The organism is Henriciella sp., from assembly GCF_029937755.1.
Taxonomy (GTDB): Bacteria; Pseudomonadota; Alphaproteobacteria; order Caulobacterales; family Hyphomonadaceae; genus Henriciella.
On the sequence record NZ_JAPYPG010000003.1, the window covers coordinates 1 to 16,368 of the forward strand.

At 58.4% G+C, this 16,368-nt stretch carries 15 protein-coding genes and 1 tRNA gene; 13 read left to right on the forward strand and 3 right to left on the reverse strand.

Translation table 11 applies throughout. From position 1 onward, the window contains the following. Positions 1–496: hypothetical protein (locus tag Q1K29_RS07660; RefSeq protein ID WP_300392865.1), on the reverse strand; the 496-nt coding region annotated here is incomplete at its 3' end. A gap of 260 nt (positions 497–756) precedes the next feature. Between Q1K29_RS07660 and Q1K29_RS07665 the strand changes: the two genes are divergently transcribed. Genes Q1K29_RS07665 through Q1K29_RS07675 form a run of 3 tightly spaced genes read left to right on the forward strand, consistent with a single transcriptional unit; the run spans position 757 to position 2,907 of the window. Beyond that, positions 757–1,209: a DUF2924 domain-containing protein gene (locus tag Q1K29_RS07665; RefSeq protein ID WP_300392868.1), complete on the forward strand. Its 453-nt coding sequence runs from the start codon at positions 757–759 to the stop codon at positions 1,207–1,209. Then, a complete protein-coding gene (locus Q1K29_RS07670) occupies positions 1,209–2,513 on the forward strand; it encodes a recombinase family protein (RefSeq protein WP_300392871.1) in 1,305 nt (434 codons plus the stop codon). Before Q1K29_RS07665 ends, Q1K29_RS07670 begins: the two co-directional genes overlap by 1 nt. A gap of 1 nt (position 2,514) precedes the next feature. Continuing rightward, positions 2,515–2,907, forward strand: coding sequence for a hypothetical protein (locus Q1K29_RS07675; RefSeq protein WP_300392874.1), 393 nt, complete (start codon positions 2,515–2,517; stop codon positions 2,905–2,907). Positions 2,908–3,150: 243 nt separating this feature from the next. Here Q1K29_RS07675 and Q1K29_RS07680 read toward each other — a convergent pair. Next, positions 3,151–3,240: transfer RNA gene (locus Q1K29_RS07680), tRNA-Ser, on the reverse strand. A 231-nt stretch (positions 3,241–3,471) separates the two neighbouring features. Here Q1K29_RS07680 and Q1K29_RS07685 point away from each other — a divergent pair. The 7 genes from Q1K29_RS07685 (at position 3,472) to mazG (ending at position 10,364) form a co-directional block, all read left to right on the forward strand. Continuing rightward, positions 3,472–4,878: a septal ring lytic transglycosylase RlpA family protein gene (locus tag Q1K29_RS07685; protein WP_300392877.1), complete on the forward strand. Its 1,407-nt coding sequence runs from the start codon at positions 3,472–3,474 to the stop codon at positions 4,876–4,878. A gap of 102 nt (positions 4,879–4,980) precedes the next feature. Beyond that, entirely contained in the window at positions 4,981–6,132 is a 1,152-nt protein-coding gene (locus Q1K29_RS07690) for a D-alanyl-D-alanine carboxypeptidase family protein (RefSeq protein WP_300394051.1), read from the forward strand. Further along, the gene (gene tmk / locus Q1K29_RS07695) at positions 6,129–6,764 is read left to right on the forward strand and encodes a dTMP kinase (protein ID WP_300392880.1); all 636 of its coding nucleotides are present in this window, start codon (positions 6,129–6,131) and stop codon (positions 6,762–6,764) included. Before Q1K29_RS07690 ends, tmk begins: the two co-directional genes overlap by 4 nt. Further along, positions 6,761–7,705: a DNA polymerase III subunit delta' gene (locus Q1K29_RS07700; RefSeq protein WP_300392883.1), complete on the forward strand. Its 945-nt coding sequence runs from the start codon at positions 6,761–6,763 to the stop codon at positions 7,703–7,705. Before tmk ends, Q1K29_RS07700 begins: the two co-directional genes overlap by 4 nt. Positions 7,706–7,717: 12 nt before the next feature. After that, a complete protein-coding gene (locus Q1K29_RS07705) occupies positions 7,718–8,491 on the forward strand; it encodes a TatD family hydrolase (RefSeq protein WP_300392886.1) in 774 nt (257 codons plus the stop codon). Continuing rightward, on the forward strand, positions 8,488–9,300 hold the full coding sequence (locus tag Q1K29_RS07710) for an MBL fold metallo-hydrolase (RefSeq protein WP_300392888.1): 813 nt from the start codon (positions 8,488–8,490) through the stop codon (positions 9,298–9,300). Before Q1K29_RS07705 ends, Q1K29_RS07710 begins: the two co-directional genes overlap by 4 nt. A gap of 260 nt (positions 9,301–9,560) precedes the next feature. Further along, a complete protein-coding gene (gene mazG, locus Q1K29_RS07715; RefSeq protein ID WP_300392890.1) occupies positions 9,561–10,364 on the forward strand; it encodes a nucleoside triphosphate pyrophosphohydrolase in 804 nt (267 codons plus the stop codon). Between the two features lie 10 nt (positions 10,365–10,374). Here mazG and Q1K29_RS07720 read toward each other — a convergent pair whose 3' ends face one another. Then, entirely contained in the window at positions 10,375–13,803 is a 3,429-nt protein-coding gene (locus Q1K29_RS07720) for a DUF3971 domain-containing protein (protein WP_300392893.1), read from the reverse strand. 75 nt (positions 13,804–13,878) lie between these two features. On the opposite strand from Q1K29_RS07720, the gene Q1K29_RS07725 reads away from it, so the two are divergent. From Q1K29_RS07725 to Q1K29_RS07735, 3 genes are all read left to right on the forward strand, one after another. Next, the gene (locus tag Q1K29_RS07725; protein ID WP_300392896.1) at positions 13,879–14,340 is read left to right on the forward strand and encodes a peroxiredoxin; all 462 of its coding nucleotides are present in this window, start codon (positions 13,879–13,881) and stop codon (positions 14,338–14,340) included. Between the two features lie 207 nt (positions 14,341–14,547). Then, on the forward strand, positions 14,548–15,774 hold the full coding sequence (locus tag Q1K29_RS07730) for a M23 family metallopeptidase (RefSeq protein WP_300392899.1): 1,227 nt from the start codon (positions 14,548–14,550) through the stop codon (positions 15,772–15,774). Continuing rightward, complete coding sequence (locus Q1K29_RS07735; RefSeq protein WP_300392902.1) at positions 15,746–16,300, forward strand: polymer-forming cytoskeletal protein; 555 nt, start codon at positions 15,746–15,748, stop codon at positions 16,298–16,300. Before Q1K29_RS07730 ends, Q1K29_RS07735 begins: the two co-directional genes overlap by 29 nt. The last annotated feature ends 68 nt before the right edge of the window (positions 16,301–16,368 follow it).

Consider the following 16,368-nt stretch of genomic DNA (forward strand, 5'->3'; position numbering starts at 1 on the left):
AAGAAAGGCGAACAGACTCTCCGAATGAACGGCCCGGATCACGGGGTTGGGTCACAGGTTCAACAGGTAGGAACTCTTCGCGACCGATAGCTTGCTCCAATTCCGCGAGCGCAGGATGTTTCTGGATCTCATCGTTTTCGACAAGCGTTAGCAAAATCCTCAAGTCATCAGACGTGAGCGCACGAAGTGACCGCGCAAACAATCCCGCTTGGCTCTCCAGCTTTAGTAGGTCCTTCGCCAATTTTGCCGTCTGCTTTGCCGCCAGTTCCCGCTCGACCCATGCCGTGGATCGCTTGGCCAGATACTCAACAATCTCTATGCATTCATGGGGCTGCCGCCCCGCAGGTGTTCGCAGACCGTCAATATCGAATCTGAGCAACCAGTCCTGAGGGTGAGCTCCCGCAGCGAAATCGGCGGGCGTGGCCGCCATGATCTTAACAGCTTCACTGAGCTCATATCTCACGTCACACGCTTGTTCTCTCTTGTTTTTACTCAAGGTTTTAACTCGCGTGCATCTCTAGTCGGCGAAACCTTTTCGCTTGAGTTTGTTCTAGGATGCTAAGTCATCATGACTAACAAACTCTCTCCCGAATTCATGAGCCCGGCCGAACGGATTGCCGAGGCATGCAAGCTCCTGGCCACCGCCATTGTTCGGTCGCGCCAAGCGACAAACCATCCCAACCCGCATTCCGAACTGGACTTTCCATCCGACCCGAGCGGACCTGATTTCAAATCAGAGAAAAGGGCAGGGCAGTGATGGCTGGCCACGATAAGACGATCATTCGAAAACTGGCCTCATTGCAGGCAATGGACATTGCTGACCTAAAGCGAGAATGGCGCCGGCTGTTCGACACCGATCCACCGGCCTTCAACCGAAAAACCCTCGAGGCCCGTTTGGCCTATCGGATCCAGGAGCTGGCCTTTGGCGGGCTGTCGAAGGACACAAGGAGGCGCCTGAAGGACCTCGGCGAACGGGTCGATGGCGGTGATCCACTCATCCGGCATGCGCGTGTCGACAATCGCCCGGCAACGGGCACCCAACTTATCCGAGAATGGAAAGGCGAAGACCAGGTCGTGACCGTCACATCGACCGGCTACGAATGGCAAGGTCGTCCATACAAATCGCTTTCGGCTGTCGCCCGCGCCATCACCGGCACGCGCTGGAATGGCTGGGTCTTCTTCGGTCTCAAGCGACAAGGAGGCGCCTGATGGCGGACATGTCTCACAACACGTCGATCAAGCGCTGTGCGATTTATACGCGCAAATCAACCGAATACGGTCTCGAGCAGGACTTTAACTCGCTGGATGCACAGCGGGAAAGTTCAGAGCAATATGTCGCCAGCCAGGCTGGCAACGGCTGGATCCTGCTGGACGACCGCTATGACGACGGCGGGTACTCCGGCGGCACGCTGGAGCGACCCGCCTTGCAAAGACTGATGGGTGATATCAGGGCAGGGAAGGTGGACCTGGTCATCGTCTACAAGGCTGATCGGCTCTGCCGATCCATGGCCAAGTTCTACAACCTTCTTGAGTTTTTCGAAGAATACGAAGTCAATTTCGTCAGCGTGACCGAGCACTTTAATACGTCGACCGCAATGGGGCGGTTCTTCGTCAATATGCTGCAATCATTCGCCCAATACGAACGCGAACAGACAAGCGACCGCGTGAAGGACAAGGTCGCTGCAGCAAAAAAGCGGGGCCTCTGGACGGGTGGCACTCCTCCGTTTGGCTACAAGCCCATCCAGAAGAAGCTGACGATCGTAGAGGACGAGGCCCGCGTTGTTCGGAAGGTCTTCCACGGTTTTGTGAACTGCGGGTCAGCGACCGTGCTAGCAAAAGAGCTTAGGGCAGAGGGGATCGTGAACCGAAACCTCAAGCCGTTCGACAAGTCAGCGATCTATAGGATCCTGACGAACAAGGTCTATCTGGGGCTCGTGTCGTTCAAGGGCGAAGATTATGAAGGCCAGCATAAAGAGATCATCTCTCGACGTGTCTGGGACCAGGCGCAATCGATCCTGAAAGAGCATCCCCGGAAACGTGCCGGCCGAACGAGGGCAAAGACGCCGGCGCTGCTCAAGGGCATTATCTTTGGCCCTGATGGCGCGGCGATGTCGCCTCATCACACCCGATCAAACCAAAAGCTTTACCGCTACTACACGAGCCAGACAGTTCTGAAGCATGGGGCCGGGGCCTGTGTGCCCGGGCGGATTCCAGCTGCCGACGTTGAGATCCTTGTTCTAAACCAGGTGAGGCTGATGATGCGGAGTGCTGATCTCATCACCGGCACATTTCGGGAAGTGCAAAAAACAGGTTCGGACATCGGGGAGGATGAAATCTGGCACTCGCTCCGGAAGGACTTTGATACAGTCTGGAATTCGTTGTTTCCCGGTGAACAGGCACGCCTCGTTGCTCTGCTGATCGAGCGCGTGGATGTCACTGCCAATTCCATAGATGTGAAATTTCGGACTGATATGAAAGACCGCCACTGGGATGACTCGGCAGCGTTCGATTAATATGCAAGCGAATGTCGTCTCCATACCATATACGTTTGCCATCCGCGGCGGACGAAAGCTTGTGATCACGCCCGATCAGACACTTGAGACCAGTCGGTCGGATAATCGGAACGAACTTCTGATCAAAGCCCTGGCTCGTGGCTTCCGTTGGCGCCGAATGCTGGATGAAGGACAGTTTCAGACGATCGCTGAAATATCGCGCGCAGAGAATATGAGCGCCTCCTACATTAGCCGTGTCAGCCGGCTCGCTCTCCTCTCTCCGCGCATTGTCGAAGCTATTCTAAACGGTCAGCAGCCTCGATTGCTGGGGTTGGATCAGCTGCTCGCGCAATTTCCATACGGCTGGAAAGAACAGCTTGCCCATTTCGGTTTCGACCCTGGCAGCAGCCACTAGTCTCGCACAACAGAGATTCGAAATCCGACTGCTCGTCATCAACTGAAACCGCTGAATTCTCAGCACCGATACCTCAGTTCTGGGGTCCCGGAAGTGTTGAGCTTCAGAGAATTTGGTCCTCAAGAGAACGATTTTGATGATTGCATCTATTACCGAGGTGCTGAGGTCGGTGCCCTAGAAGCGCTTGCGCCGTTGAAATATTGAGCGACACTAGCCCCGCGGAGAAGGATTTCCGAATAGTGCTGGCGGAGGAGGAGGGATTCGAACCCCCGGAACGTTCGCACGCTCAACGGTTTTCAAGACCGCCGCATTCAACCACTCTGCCACTCCTCCGTGGCCGCGCGACTGTTTCGGCGATCATCCGGGGAAATGCAATAGGGCGGCTGAACCTCAATTCTGCCCCAATTCGTCACAAGGTTAAGACTGTCTTGCCCGCTTGGCTGAAACTGATGGTTGTCATTCATTCTATGTCCATCGTGATATGGTAAACGATCATCATCAGGGGAATCCCTGGCTGCCCGACAGAATGGTCGAGCAGGTAAGAGACCACAGAATGAGGTTCACATGGCACGTCCGGTCGCGTCCTGTCTTTCTCCCGTTTTACTGCTTGCGCTTGGCGCAGCGCTTGCGCCTGCAGCGAGCGCCGAACGCAAAAGTCCGGCCCCCATCGAATATGTCGATATGGGGCAGGGGCCATCCTACAAGCAGAACAGAGCTCAAAGCGCTTCGCGCGCCGTGCCACGTCCCAATACGTCGGCCAGTCGCGATCCGTGGCGCGGACCGGTAACCCGCACGGGTTCAGTCAGCCTGCCGAATCAGCGTGAGCAAATCAATTTCAGTTATCCGGGCGCTAACGCGCCTGCCGCCTCAGCACCGGCCCAGCAATATGCCAGCGTTGAGGAGACCCCTCGCGCATCCCTGCCAAAGAAGCCTGAACGTCTCTGGCCTGCGGAAGCGACCGCTTCGCCGCTTGATGCGTCCAAAGCTCCCGCAATCCAGACCCTCACACTGGGCGAGATGGCGCCAGCCAGGAGGAAGCCCGCCATGACCAGCGGCCCGGTTGCGCCAAAGGCAGCCAAGGTCTCGCATGAAGAGCGTGGCCTCGCCTCATGGTATGGTGAAGCGTTTGACGGAAAACCGACAGCGAATGGCGAAATCTTTGATATGGAAGCGATGACCGCGGCGCACAGGACGCTTCCGCTGCCGAGTCTGGTTCAGGTCATCAATGAAGAGACGGGCAAGGAAATCGTTGTTCGCGTCAATGACCGTGGGCCTTTCACGGGTGGGCGGATCATCGATCTTTCCCGTAAGGCTGCATCGACGCTCGGAATAGTCGAGCAGGGCGAAGCGCCAGTGGTGGTTCGCTATCTCGGCCCGGCACCTGCGATGCCCGGTCAGCAATTCGCCTCCGCTGAAACGGCTGCGGGTGTATTGCCACAGCCTGCCTCTGCCGACAAAGCAAGCCGCCGTATGAGCCGCCCTGACCTTTATGGTGAAATGCTGCTCGGGGGTGTGGAGCCCAATCTCGGCGTTCCGGATCCTGGCAAGGATGTCCCGACACCGGCGCGGCTGGCCTCTGCGCCTGAAGCGACCAATGACATTGTTCCTGCTAATGTCCGTGAAGAGTCTCTCGCACCCGTCCAGCCGTATAATCCTGCACCGGCGCCGCCTTACGCGCCTCCGGTTCGCACCATCCGCGCGTCAGCGACGCCCTCTCAGGCGCCTGCCCGGAATGCCTTCACTCAGCAGATCTATGTCCAGATTGGCGCGTTCGCCGACATCGGTAACGCCCAGGGCCGTCACGCACAGGTCGGTGGGATGTTCCCGGTCAAGGTGGAAGATGTCGACATGCACGGCGCAGACTATTTCCGCGTGATGGTTGGCCCGTTCCCGACCCGTGATGCCGCCGAGCGCGCACGCGTGCAACTGCGGACACGCGGCGTCGATGAGAGCTTCGTCACGCTGCGCTGAAACCGCAGCAGACATTGACCTTGGTCTCAAAGCAGCCCTTTTCTTGAGTCAGTTTACGTTTCCATACCGTAATTGACCTCAAGGAGTGCTGACTTGCTGCCCATGTCGAAACTCTGCGCCCCCTTCATCGCCGCGCTGAGCCTATGCCTGACTGCCAACGCTCAATTGATCGAGACGCAGGCGGACTACGCCGTCATCATGGATTACGAGACGCAGGATGTTCTCTTTTCCAAGAATGGCGAGGAATTGATGATCCCCGCCTCCATGACGAAAATCATGACGGCGCATGTCATCTACGAAGCCATCGAAAACGGCGAACTCTCCCTCGATACCGAACTTATCGTGAGCGAACGAGCCTGGCGCGAAGGCGGCTGGGCAACCGGTGGCTCGACCATGGGCCTTGAGATTGGGGAGACACCGACTGTCGAGGACCTTCTTCGGGGTGTGATCATCCTGTCGGGCAATGATGCCTGCATCGTTCTGGCTGAGGGGCTCTCAGGGTCCGAGGAGGCTTTTGCCCGCCGCATGACCGAACTGGCCCACGACATGGGTCTGGACTCGGCGACCTTCAAAAACGCCAGCGGCCTCTATCAGGAAGGCCACGTCATTTCGGCCGTCGACCTTGCCAAGCTTGCCCGCCAGGAGATCGACAAATTCCCGCAATACTACAAATACTACTCTGAGCGGGAGATGACCTGGAATGGCATCACCCAGCAGAACCGCAATCCGCTACTCGGCAAGATGGACGGCGCCGATGGCCTGAAGACCGGCCATCTGGAAATTTCGGGTTACGGTCTGACGGCGTCCGCTGTGCGTGATGGCAAACGGCGTGTTCTGGTCATCAATGGCCTGCCCAGCTCACAGGCCCGCGCCGATGAAGCGAGCCGGTTGATGCGGCTGGCCTTCACCGCCTTCGATACTCGAACGATCGAACCCGGCGATGCAGCAATTGCGACGTTGCCGGTCTGGAATGGTGAGGCGCGCGAAGTCGGCGTAAAACTGGCGGATTCGCTACGTGTTGCAGCGCACCGTAGCGCTTTCCCGGATGCGACGGCCGAGGTCGTCTATAACGGGCCGCTGAAGGCACCGATACAGGCCGGCGATCAAATCGCCCAACTGGTCATCAGCATCGAGGGCAAGAGTGAGCCCGTCACAGCGCCCCTGATGGCGACGGAAGATGTCGGAACGCTCAGCTTCCTCGGACGCGCCATTGAAGGGTTGAGCCTCAAACTCGGTGAGCGGGAGGACGCATGAGCGCGTCGGGCGGCTCATTCATTACTGTTGAAGGCGGCGAAGGGTGTGGCAAATCCACATTGATCAAAGGCCTTCTGGCAGCTTTGCAGGCCGAGGGACGGTCGGTGATCACCACGCGCGAGCCGGGCGGCACGCCGCTGGCCGAGAGCGTCCGCGCATTAGTCCTGTCGCCACCGGATGGCGATGCATGGACACCGCTGGCTGAAGCCCTGTTGATGAATGCCGCGCGTAGCGATCATGTGGAAAAGAAGATCCGGCCGGCGCTTGAGCGAGGTGACTGGGTCCTCTGCGACCGGTTTTCCGATTCCACACTTGTCTATCAGGGCGTCGGCGGCGTCAGCCGTGACATCCTGTTTGCCATGCAGAGCGAGGTTACAGCCCGTGCCCGCCCGGACATGACGTTCATCCTCGATGCGGCCCCTGAAGCGATGCTATCGCGCAGGACCGCCCGAGGGACCTCAGATGCCTTCGAACGGCGGCCGATCGAATTTCATAAGAAGGTGCGTGAAGCATTTCTGGATATTGCCCGGAACGATCCGGGCCGCTGCGTGGTTCTGAATGCCGAACTCGCACCTGAAGCGCTTGTCGACGCGGCATTGAAAGCCGTTCGTGAAAGGCTGGTGCCTGCGTGAGCGATGTGGCGCTCCCTCTGTTCGGCCATGGTGAGGCGCAGGCTGAGTTCCTGTCGGCGAAAGAGAGCGGACGGCTGCATCACGCCTGGATCTTCGAAGGTCCGTCCGGCATCGGAAAGGCACGGTTCGCAACGCGTCTTGCTTCGGTGATGCTTGGCGCGAAACCAACGGATGAAGACCCGGCGGGCGCCCCCGTCAATGATCCGGTCATTCAGAAAATCCTGTCCAGCGGCCACCCTGATCTCAAGCACGTCCACAGGGAAGCCAATGAGAAGGGGACGCTGAAACAGGACATCTCGGTCGATCAGGTTCGTGATCTCAACGCTTTCTTTAGCCTGAAGCCGGCCCTCGGCGGCTGGCGTGTCGGCATCCTTGATGCGCTGGACGAGATGAACATCAGCAGTCTCAATGCTGTGCTGAAGACGCTTGAAGAGCCGCCGCCCCAGGCGGTGCTTTTCCTGATCTCGCACGCGACAGCTCCCGTACTCCCGACGATACGGTCGCGCTGCCAGACCTTGCGGCTGAAACCTCTGTCGACAGCGGAAACAAAAGCGGTTCTCGACACAATGGAACTCGAAACGCCGGCGGATATGGCTGACCTGGTTCGGGGTCGTCCGGGCCGGGCCGCCGAGCTGGCTGGCCCCAAGGTCATGGCAGCCGCCAGCGCCGCCCAGTCGCTCCTGAAGTCCATGCCGTCGGCCAATGAGGCGCAACTTTCTCACGCCATTCTCAGCGCTGGCGAGGACGACCAGGCCTTCGGCATCTTCGCTGAAGAGGTGCTTGGCTGGATCAGCGACAAGGCGGACACAGAACCCGGCTGGTCGGAGGTCTGGTTCGAAGGACAGCAAATCATCGCGACACAGCGCAGCCTGCACATCCCGCCCGCCCAGGCTGCCTCGAAACTGGTTTCGTGTCTTCAATCCGCCTTCGCAAGCCGTTAAAGGCTCAGGCCCATGTTTGATACGCACGTAAATCTGCACGCGGATGCATTTGCCGAAGACCTTGAAGACGTGCTCGCACGTGCCCGCAATGCCGGCGTCCGTCGCTTCCTGGCCATCTGCGACCGCTTCGACAATTATCCGCGCGTGAAGGCGATCGCGGAGGCCAATTCCGATATCTGGAACACGGCCGGCGTCCATCCGCACCACGCCAAGGATTTCCCGGACCTGACGCCCAACGCGCTTATTGAAGCGGCCAGCGACCCATGCACGGTCGCCATAGGGGAGACAGGGCTCGACTTCCATTATGGCTATTCGGCCGAAGATGAGCAGGTTACGAATTTCCGGCGCCATATCGAGGCCGCCCGCGAGACCGGCCTGCCGCTTGTTGTCCACACGCGCGAAGCCGACCAGATGACGGCGGATATCCTTGAAGATGAATATGCAAAAGGCGCGTTTCAGATTCTCTTGCATTGCTACACAGGTGGCCAGGAGCTCGCTGACAGGGGGCTTGCGCTGGGTGCCTATTTCTCTGTCTCTGGCATCCTGTCATTCAAGAACGCCCATGATGTGCGCGACGTGATTTCCACAATTCCACTCGACCGGATTATCTTGGAAACAGATTGCCCATATCTGGCGCCCGTACCGTATCGTGGTCGCAGGAATGAGCCTGCTTATCTCGTCCATGTCGCGGAAGCCCTCGCGAAGCTGCGCGGCGAAGACGCCAAGGACATTACATCAATATGTGAGCAGAATTCATTGAAATTTTTCAAGAAAATTGCCGAATGATGCAGGGTGCGCGTTTCACTTTTCTCGGTACGGGATCGTCCGGCGGCGTGCCGCGTGTCGGCAATGACTGGGGCGCTTGCGACCCGGCAGAGCCACGCAATCGCCGCCGCCGGTGCTGCGTGCTCATCGACGTCGGCGATCTGTCCTCGCCCGATGATTGCACGCGGATCCTGATCGATTCCTCGCCAGACCTGCGAGAGCAGCTGCTGGATCTTGAAGTCAAACACCTGGATGCGCTCGTCTATACGCATGACCATGCCGACCAGTCTCATGGCATCGATGATGTCCGGGGCCTTGCGCTTCGGATGCGCCGCACGATTCCAACCTATGTAGACGCCCCCACAGCTGCGTCGCTGACAAAACGTTTTGAATACTGCTTCGAGGGGAAGGGGGGCTACCCACCCATCCTTGACCAGCAGCCTTTGATCGAGATTGGCCAGCCATTCACAATCCCCGGTCGCGGTCCTGATGTGACACTCCTGGCTGTCGAGCAGTTCCATGGACGCATCAGGAGCCTGGGCTTCCGCATCGGTAATCTCGCTTACTGTAACGACCTTCACGGCTTTCCTGAAGAGAGCCTGGCAATGCTGGAAGGCGTGGATATCCTGATCCTGGATGCGCTGCGCTACACACCGCATCCGAGCCACGCGAATCTGGAACAGGCCCTGGAGTGGGTCGAGCAGATCGGGCCGCGGAAAGCCTGGCTCACCAATCTCCATATCGACTTGGATTACCAGACGCTCCTGAAGGAATTGCCGGAGGGTGTGGAACCTGCTTATGACGGCCTCTGCCTCGATTTCCGTCTATAGAGACAGATCTGTAATTTCCCATAATATTGATTATGCAATCTTTTGGGCATTCCTCAAAATGCGCTTTCCTGACCTTGTATGGCTGTAATTTGGAACTCACCGGGTCACCGACAGCATCATCATGCAGCGCGCTTTTTGTGTCTTCCCCCAGCCATTTGATGCCCTCTCCCCTGCCGAAGCCTGAATCCGCTGTTAACCTGCGCGACGCGGAGCGCTAGGTCATGTTGCGTGACCTTATCCAGACACGAGGACAAGACTTCATGCCCCCTTCCCCCTCTTCCGAGTTCGAGCGGCTGAAAGACATCATGGCAAAGCTGCGCGATCCTGAGGGCGGCTGCCCCTGGGATCTCGAACAGGATTTCGCCTCCATCGCGCCCTACACAATCGAGGAAGCCTATGAAGTCGCCGACGCGATCGAACGCTCCGATTTCGACGAACTGCGTGACGAACTGGGCGATCTTCTGCTTCAGGTCGTTTTCCATAGCCAGATGGCCTCGGAGGCCGGTCACTTTGGCATCGAGGATGTGGCGCGGGCAAGCAATGACAAGATGATCCGGCGCCATCCGCATGTGTTTGACAAGGCAGATGGCCGCGACTCCGATGGCCAGACGGCCGCGTGGGAAGAAATCAAGGCCAAGGAAAGGGCCCAGAAGCAAGGCAAGGATGCGCCTTCATCGGCGCTCGATGGTGTCGCCAAAGCCCTGCCGGCGCTGATGCGCGCGGAGAAACTGCAGAAACGCGCCGCCCGAACCGGCTTCGACTGGACCGAGCCGGCCGATATTCTCGACAAGCTGGACGAAGAGACGGAAGAGGTCACGCAAGCCATCGCTTCCGGCAATCTCGACGACATCGAGGATGAGATCGGCGACCTGCTTTTCGTGGCGGCCAATCTGGCGCGCCGCTTCAAGCTTGATCCGGAAATTGCCTTACGGCGGGCCAATGGCAAGTTCGAGCGCCGCTTCAGGGCCATGGAACTCCTTGCCGCGAGCCGTGGTGAGGTTTTTTCAGACCTCTCCCCTGAACAGCAGGAATCTCTATGGCGGGACGTGAAATCCGAGGAATAGTGCCGCGCGACTAGTTGTTCGAAGCCGAGCCGGGGGCCGAAGGAATGAACTCGGCATCCGGCATTGGTGGCGCCGGTGGCGTGCGGTTCGGGTCGGTTGGCAGGCTGTCGGGAATCGACGTGTCTGCCGGGTTCTCGAAAATCCGCCGCAGGATGCCTGGTGTAACCGCCGAGAGCGGATTTACAGCAACCTGAGCCCGGTCAAGCGTGCCGCGGACTGAATAGGTCAGCGAGAATATTCCTTCGCCATCGCGGCCGACAAAAAGATCGCCGATGATCGGCACGCCGCCCAGCATGGAGTTCATGCCAAAGCTCGGCACAAGAACGCCGCTCACGCGGATTTCATCATTCGATTGCCCCAGCCAGCCATTCAGCGTCAGGCCTAGCGCCGGGCCATTTGCCGTGGCGCCATCAATGATGAAACGATCCCCTGCCAGCGTGATGGGAATGCGAACATCGGTGAACAACACCCCATCACCCGCCAGCGTGTCAGAAAGCCCCCTCAAGGAGGCCAGCGACAGAACCTGCGTCAGGAGAGGCGCATCCCGCATCCGCACATTTTCCAGCTCCATATTGAGCCGTGCCGGTGAATCACCCCGGGCAAGCTGACCACTGAGGATCATTGAGCCACCCGACAGGAAATCCTGGTCCAGCAAGGCTCGCATGATGAAACCAGCGTCATCACTTTGCAGTCGCAGGCGTGCGGGGTTCTCGACGGTCGGCCCGGTATATGTGGCGACGAGCGAGCCACTTCCCGTTTCAATATCCCCGCGCGCGATAACTTCCTTCACCCCTGCGCGGGTGCTTTCGAAACGGAGGGTTGCGTCGGTCAGGTCAAGTGCCTGGCGCAGACGCAAGGTCGTGATGTCGGCATCGAGCTCGATCGGTATGCTGAAACCGCTGGCGCCGCCAACATCACCGAAATCGCCGAAAAACGCGCTGAGGTCCAGGAAATCGCCCGTCAGCATACTCTTGAAGGTATTGTCCGGCTGGCGTTCGATGCTACCGCCAACATCGATGAAGTCCTCGACATAGGCCTCACGGACATCAAGCTTCTGGAGCTGGCCATTCGTGGACAGGCGAACGTCACCGTCAAACCGGGCGGTCTGGCTGCGGAACTGGAATGTTGATTCCGTCATGCTGGCGCCTTCGCCATATGACAGCGTGGCCCGCGCGGCCTCTCCAGCCGGCTTGATCCAGCCAAGCTCGGAAACATCCACACGCGATTGCTGGAGGTCAAAGCTCACATCAAGACTTCTCACGCCGGAGCCTGCGACCAGTGCCTGCACCTCGACCGGAATATCGCCACTAACATAGGCGCGCCCGACCACACCGAACCGGTTCAGGAAGTCCGGAGAGATGAAAGAGCTCGCTGAAAGCGTGGCCGGTGCACCATCATCATCGAGGTCGTCTCGCCAGGTGAACTGGACGGGCGCGGGCCCAAGGTCGCCAAAGCCGGTCAGAACCAGACGGGCGTCCGAAAGCTGGATATCAACCTCGCCATTCACCAGGTCCAGGCCTGGCAAAGCATTTGCGAGCCCGGCATCCGTCACTTTGCCGGTGAGCGTGATGTCATACTCATCATCCTCGATTTCGTTCCGGACAGGCATGAACATCTCGAATCGCATCGAGGCGTTTCCTGAAAAGCGTTCGGGGTCGAGTTCGTCGCCCTCATCGTCTTCGATCAGGCCGGAATTGACGAGGTTCCGCATGGCATCCACCAGAGGGCCGGCACCTTTCGCATAGACCCGCATGCGGTCTTCCTTGGAATCGAACCGTGGAATTGTGACGCTGCCATCGTTCAGCGGCCAGCCACCATATTCGCCGCTATTGAGCTGGACCGAGAAGCCGTTACCGGTCAGCCGTCCCGTCCCGCTCCCCTGGGTGATTGGCGGCAGATCGTTCATGAACTTGACGTGCGCATCCTCCACATAAAAGCGCACTTCCAGATCCTCATCGCGGAAATACCCGTTCTGGATACTATCCGGTGACAGGTCGAGCCGGACACTCGCTGCCGTCGCCGTGGCGCTGTTGATCCGCTCGACAGCGAAGTTTCGCGCACTTGAGCCGAGCGTTCGCGGCCAGAACCTCAGGGCGAGTTCTTTTGGCAGGTCGCCTTCGAGCTCTGCCTCCAGCTTGACGGCCAGCGGGAGCTGTTGCTCGCTGGCATCAGGGCGCGGTTCGATCTGCGCCTCACCCCGGACAACGGCATCGCGAACATTAAAGCTGAATGCCTCGACGGTGGCGAGCTGGTCCTCGAGATCGAGTGTCCCCTTTGCGGAAATATTTTCGAACTCCCATGGCTCGGGGAAATATGGCGTCAGGTCGAGCCGGACCTTTTCGGACTGGAGATCGAAAGCAGAATTTTCGTCCTCGGAGCGCGGCTGACTGACAGTTCCGGTCCACCGCCCGGTCAGACGGCGCGAAGCAACGTCCAGATCTGTAATCGTCAAGACGTCGCTTGCCGGGTCGTATGTCGTGTCAAAAACAAGCGAATCGACCTCCTGCGGCCGGTCCGCGAAAATGACTTCGCCCGCCTCGGCTTCCGCTGACAGTGACACTTCGCTCAGTCCGGTGCCCGCTTCAAAGGTGATTCCCAAGCCTATATCAGCCGGGAAACCGCTGATCTTGTCCTCAAACGTCCCAAGACGCGCAGCCAGATCCCCGACACTCCACTCAAACAGATCGAGACGGAGTGAGAGCGCTTCATAATCAACCGGGACACCGAGCTTAGCCTCGATATCGCCAGGCAGCCCCAGGCCCGTGCCGCTACCTGCAAGCTGAACGAACAGCCCCTCTTCATTTCGCTCCATCGCGCCGGAGGCATTCGTCATCTCGCCGATAAGGGAATCGTCGGCGGCATGAAATCGCAGGTCCATCCGTTCGAACGAGGCCGCCTCAAGTGTTCCTTCCTGTCGTGTGGTCTCAAGGCCAGCCAGGATGTCGCCGAGGACACGGTTCATCAGCTGCAACCAGCCATCAACCGTTTGAGGGAGTTCCCGTGCTTCGAATTCGGGAAGCGGTTCACCGGCAAAGGTCCACAGGGTCGGCGTCACATTGCGCACATTGACCCAGCCATCGCGCAATTCAGTGCGCAGAATCTCCGTCCGGCCGAAGAATAACGAGCCCGCATCCAGTGTGATAAGGGCCTGTGAAGCCCTTGCGGCAATATTTCCGTCATCATCAGCCAGCGATAGATTGTCCGCCGAGACAATCATTCGGCGGTCCGCAGGCGACCATTGAAGTGTGAGCTGCTCGATCTCGATGTCTCGGCCATTGCGTGCTTCTTCGAGGGCGCGCTCGACATCATTCTTGAACATGTTGAGCTCGACCGGCCCCTGGGCGAGCATGAAGGCAAGGGTTACGACGGCCGCGACGGCCAGGAGCAAAACGCCGCCCAGCAATTCGAATGTTACGACAGTGGCAGTCTGTCTGACCAAGTCCTGTTGTCCTCTTTTGCCTTGTGCCCGTAAAGACTACGCCCCTAATGAAGCAGAAATAGGACGTTTGAACACATGACTGCAGCGATCAAGCCCGGCGATTCCTGCCCATCAATTACACTCCCCGTCTCGGATGGAAGCCAGACACAGATTCCCCCGGCAAACGGAAGAGGCCTGGTCCTGTTTTTCTATCCAAAGGACAACACGCCTGGCTGCACAACTGAAGCCAAGGCTTTCAGCGGCCTGAAGGCGGCCTTTGATGCGAAGGGATATGATATTCTGGGCGTATCACGTGATAGCCTGGCATCGCATCAGAAATTCATCGAAAAACAAGCGCTTGAAATTCCCCTCGCGAGTGATGAGGACGGCAAGGCCTGTGAGGCGTTTGGCGTCTGGGTGGAGAAGAAGATGTATGGGCGCACCTTCATGGGAATCGAGCGCTCGACATTCCTGATTGGCGCTGATGGTGACATCAAGCAGGTCTGGCGCAAGGTTCGGGTCAAGGACCACGCGGAAACAGTGCTGAAGGAAATCTAGGCGGATCACACGTCTTGCAGCTGATATATCAGCCGCAAATACCGCTTATTAAGCGAGATTTTACTAAGCTGTGCAAAAAGTCAGGCGAAAAATGGGATCAGCCCCTTTCCGCGACACGCCGAATTAGGTTACTACTTAAGTGTGTTGGGGGAGCAACACTTAAGACTTTTCGTAGTCCGTTAGAGTAACGAGGGTAGGCGCAACACCATGAAGAAAAAGACGATGAAGGTTCGCGAACTTTTCAGTCGCCTGTTTCCCGAGCGTCAGATCTACCATCGCAGCGGCGGTACCGTCCGCTACTTCACGATCTCCCCTTCTCAACAAGCCGTTCTTGCTGCAGCAGTTGCCGCAGCTGTCGGCTGGTCCCTCTTCGCGACAGCTAATCTGGTCTTTCTCCCGAAGCAGACATCGGTCACCGGAAGTCAGTATGAAATCGACAAATATGAGCGCTGGGTACAGGAGCTTCGTGCCCGTGATGCGCTTTCGCGCTCCCAGCTGGTCGAGCGCACCGAAGCTTTCCAGGAAGCTACGGTTAATTTCGAACGCCGCCACCAGACACTGGAAGTTCTTCTCACCGCTTTGAAAAATGGCGGTGAACTCGAAGCTGCTGCGCTTCGTGGTGATGATGCTCCCCTCCTCGTCAACGCCTCCATCGATGAAGCTGACCGTCGTCAGTCGCGCCCGTCTGAGAGCAGCGGCACGAATGCCGCCGATGTCGGCCTGCGTGGCCAGATCGGTGATATCCAGGAAGAACAGCAGGCCTTTCTTAATGAGGTCGAGGAAATCGCCGTTGAGCGCGCCGAGGCCGCTCGCGGGGTTCTGCGCCTGACGGCAGTGGGCGCCAACCGTATCGAGAACACTCGCGAAATGGGTGGCCCGCTAATCGAATTTGCGAGCCTCGCTCGTGGCGAATTTGAGAGCCCCGAGGAAGCCGCCTTTGCCGAACGCGTCGCACAAGTCGCGGCACGCATGGAAGAAGCACGCTATTATCAGGAAGTTGTCGACAACCTGCCACTGGCTGGCCCGGTTGGCGTTCCGTGGCGTGTGACATCGAATTACGGCCTGCGGGTCGATCCTTTCAACAAGCGTCCCGGCTGGCATAATGGTATCGACATTGGCGCATACTGGAACGCGCCGATCACGGCGACCGGCCCTGGCATTGTCAGCTTTGCCGGCACCAAATCCGGGTATGGCCGTATCGTTGAGATTGACCACGGTCATGGCTTCAAGTCGCGCTACGGGCACATGAAGCGGCTCAATGTCAAAAAAGGTGAGTCTGTTGCCATTGGCGATGTCGTAGGCGCCATGGGTTCAACAGGTCGCAGCACGGGCCCACACCTTCACTACGAAGTGTGGTTCAACGGCAAACCCTACGATCCAGTAGATTTTCTGAAGGCGGGTAAACATGTTCACGAAGACCAAAGACAACAGTGACGCAACGGCATCCAGCGTGAATCCAGCGCAAGACGCCGTTAAAGGCGCAGCCAACAAGCCAACGGCCCGGTCAGCCGCATCGATCATCTGTGGCGACATGGAGATCCACGGCTCGATCACCTCGGAAGGCGCGCTTCAGATCGATGGTCTGGTCGATGGCGATGTCGCAGCAGCTGACATCACGATCGGTGCAAGCGGCACGGTCATCGGCGAAGTCAAAGCCGAAGCCGTCAAGGTCAAAGGCGAAGTTCGCGGCTCGATCCGCGCTCGCAAAGTCGAGCTGGAAACCGGCGCAAAGGTTCACGGCGACATCCTGCACTCCTCGCTCAGCATTCAGCCGAATGCGATCTTCGAGGGCCAAGTCAAGCATGACCAGGATCCACTCAAAGACTCCGCGCCAAAACCGGCCAACACAGACAAGCCCGCAAGCAAGCCGGCTGAGAGCGACGCCAAGAGCACCTCTTCCGCTCAGCCCTCCACCGGTGGCGTGCACAACTTTGCACCCGGCTCCTCGGCTCTTTCCTGAGACCCCTGCCCCATTGGCCAATGATTAGAAAAGGCCGCTTCCCGATCGGGAGGCGGCCTTTTTCTTTA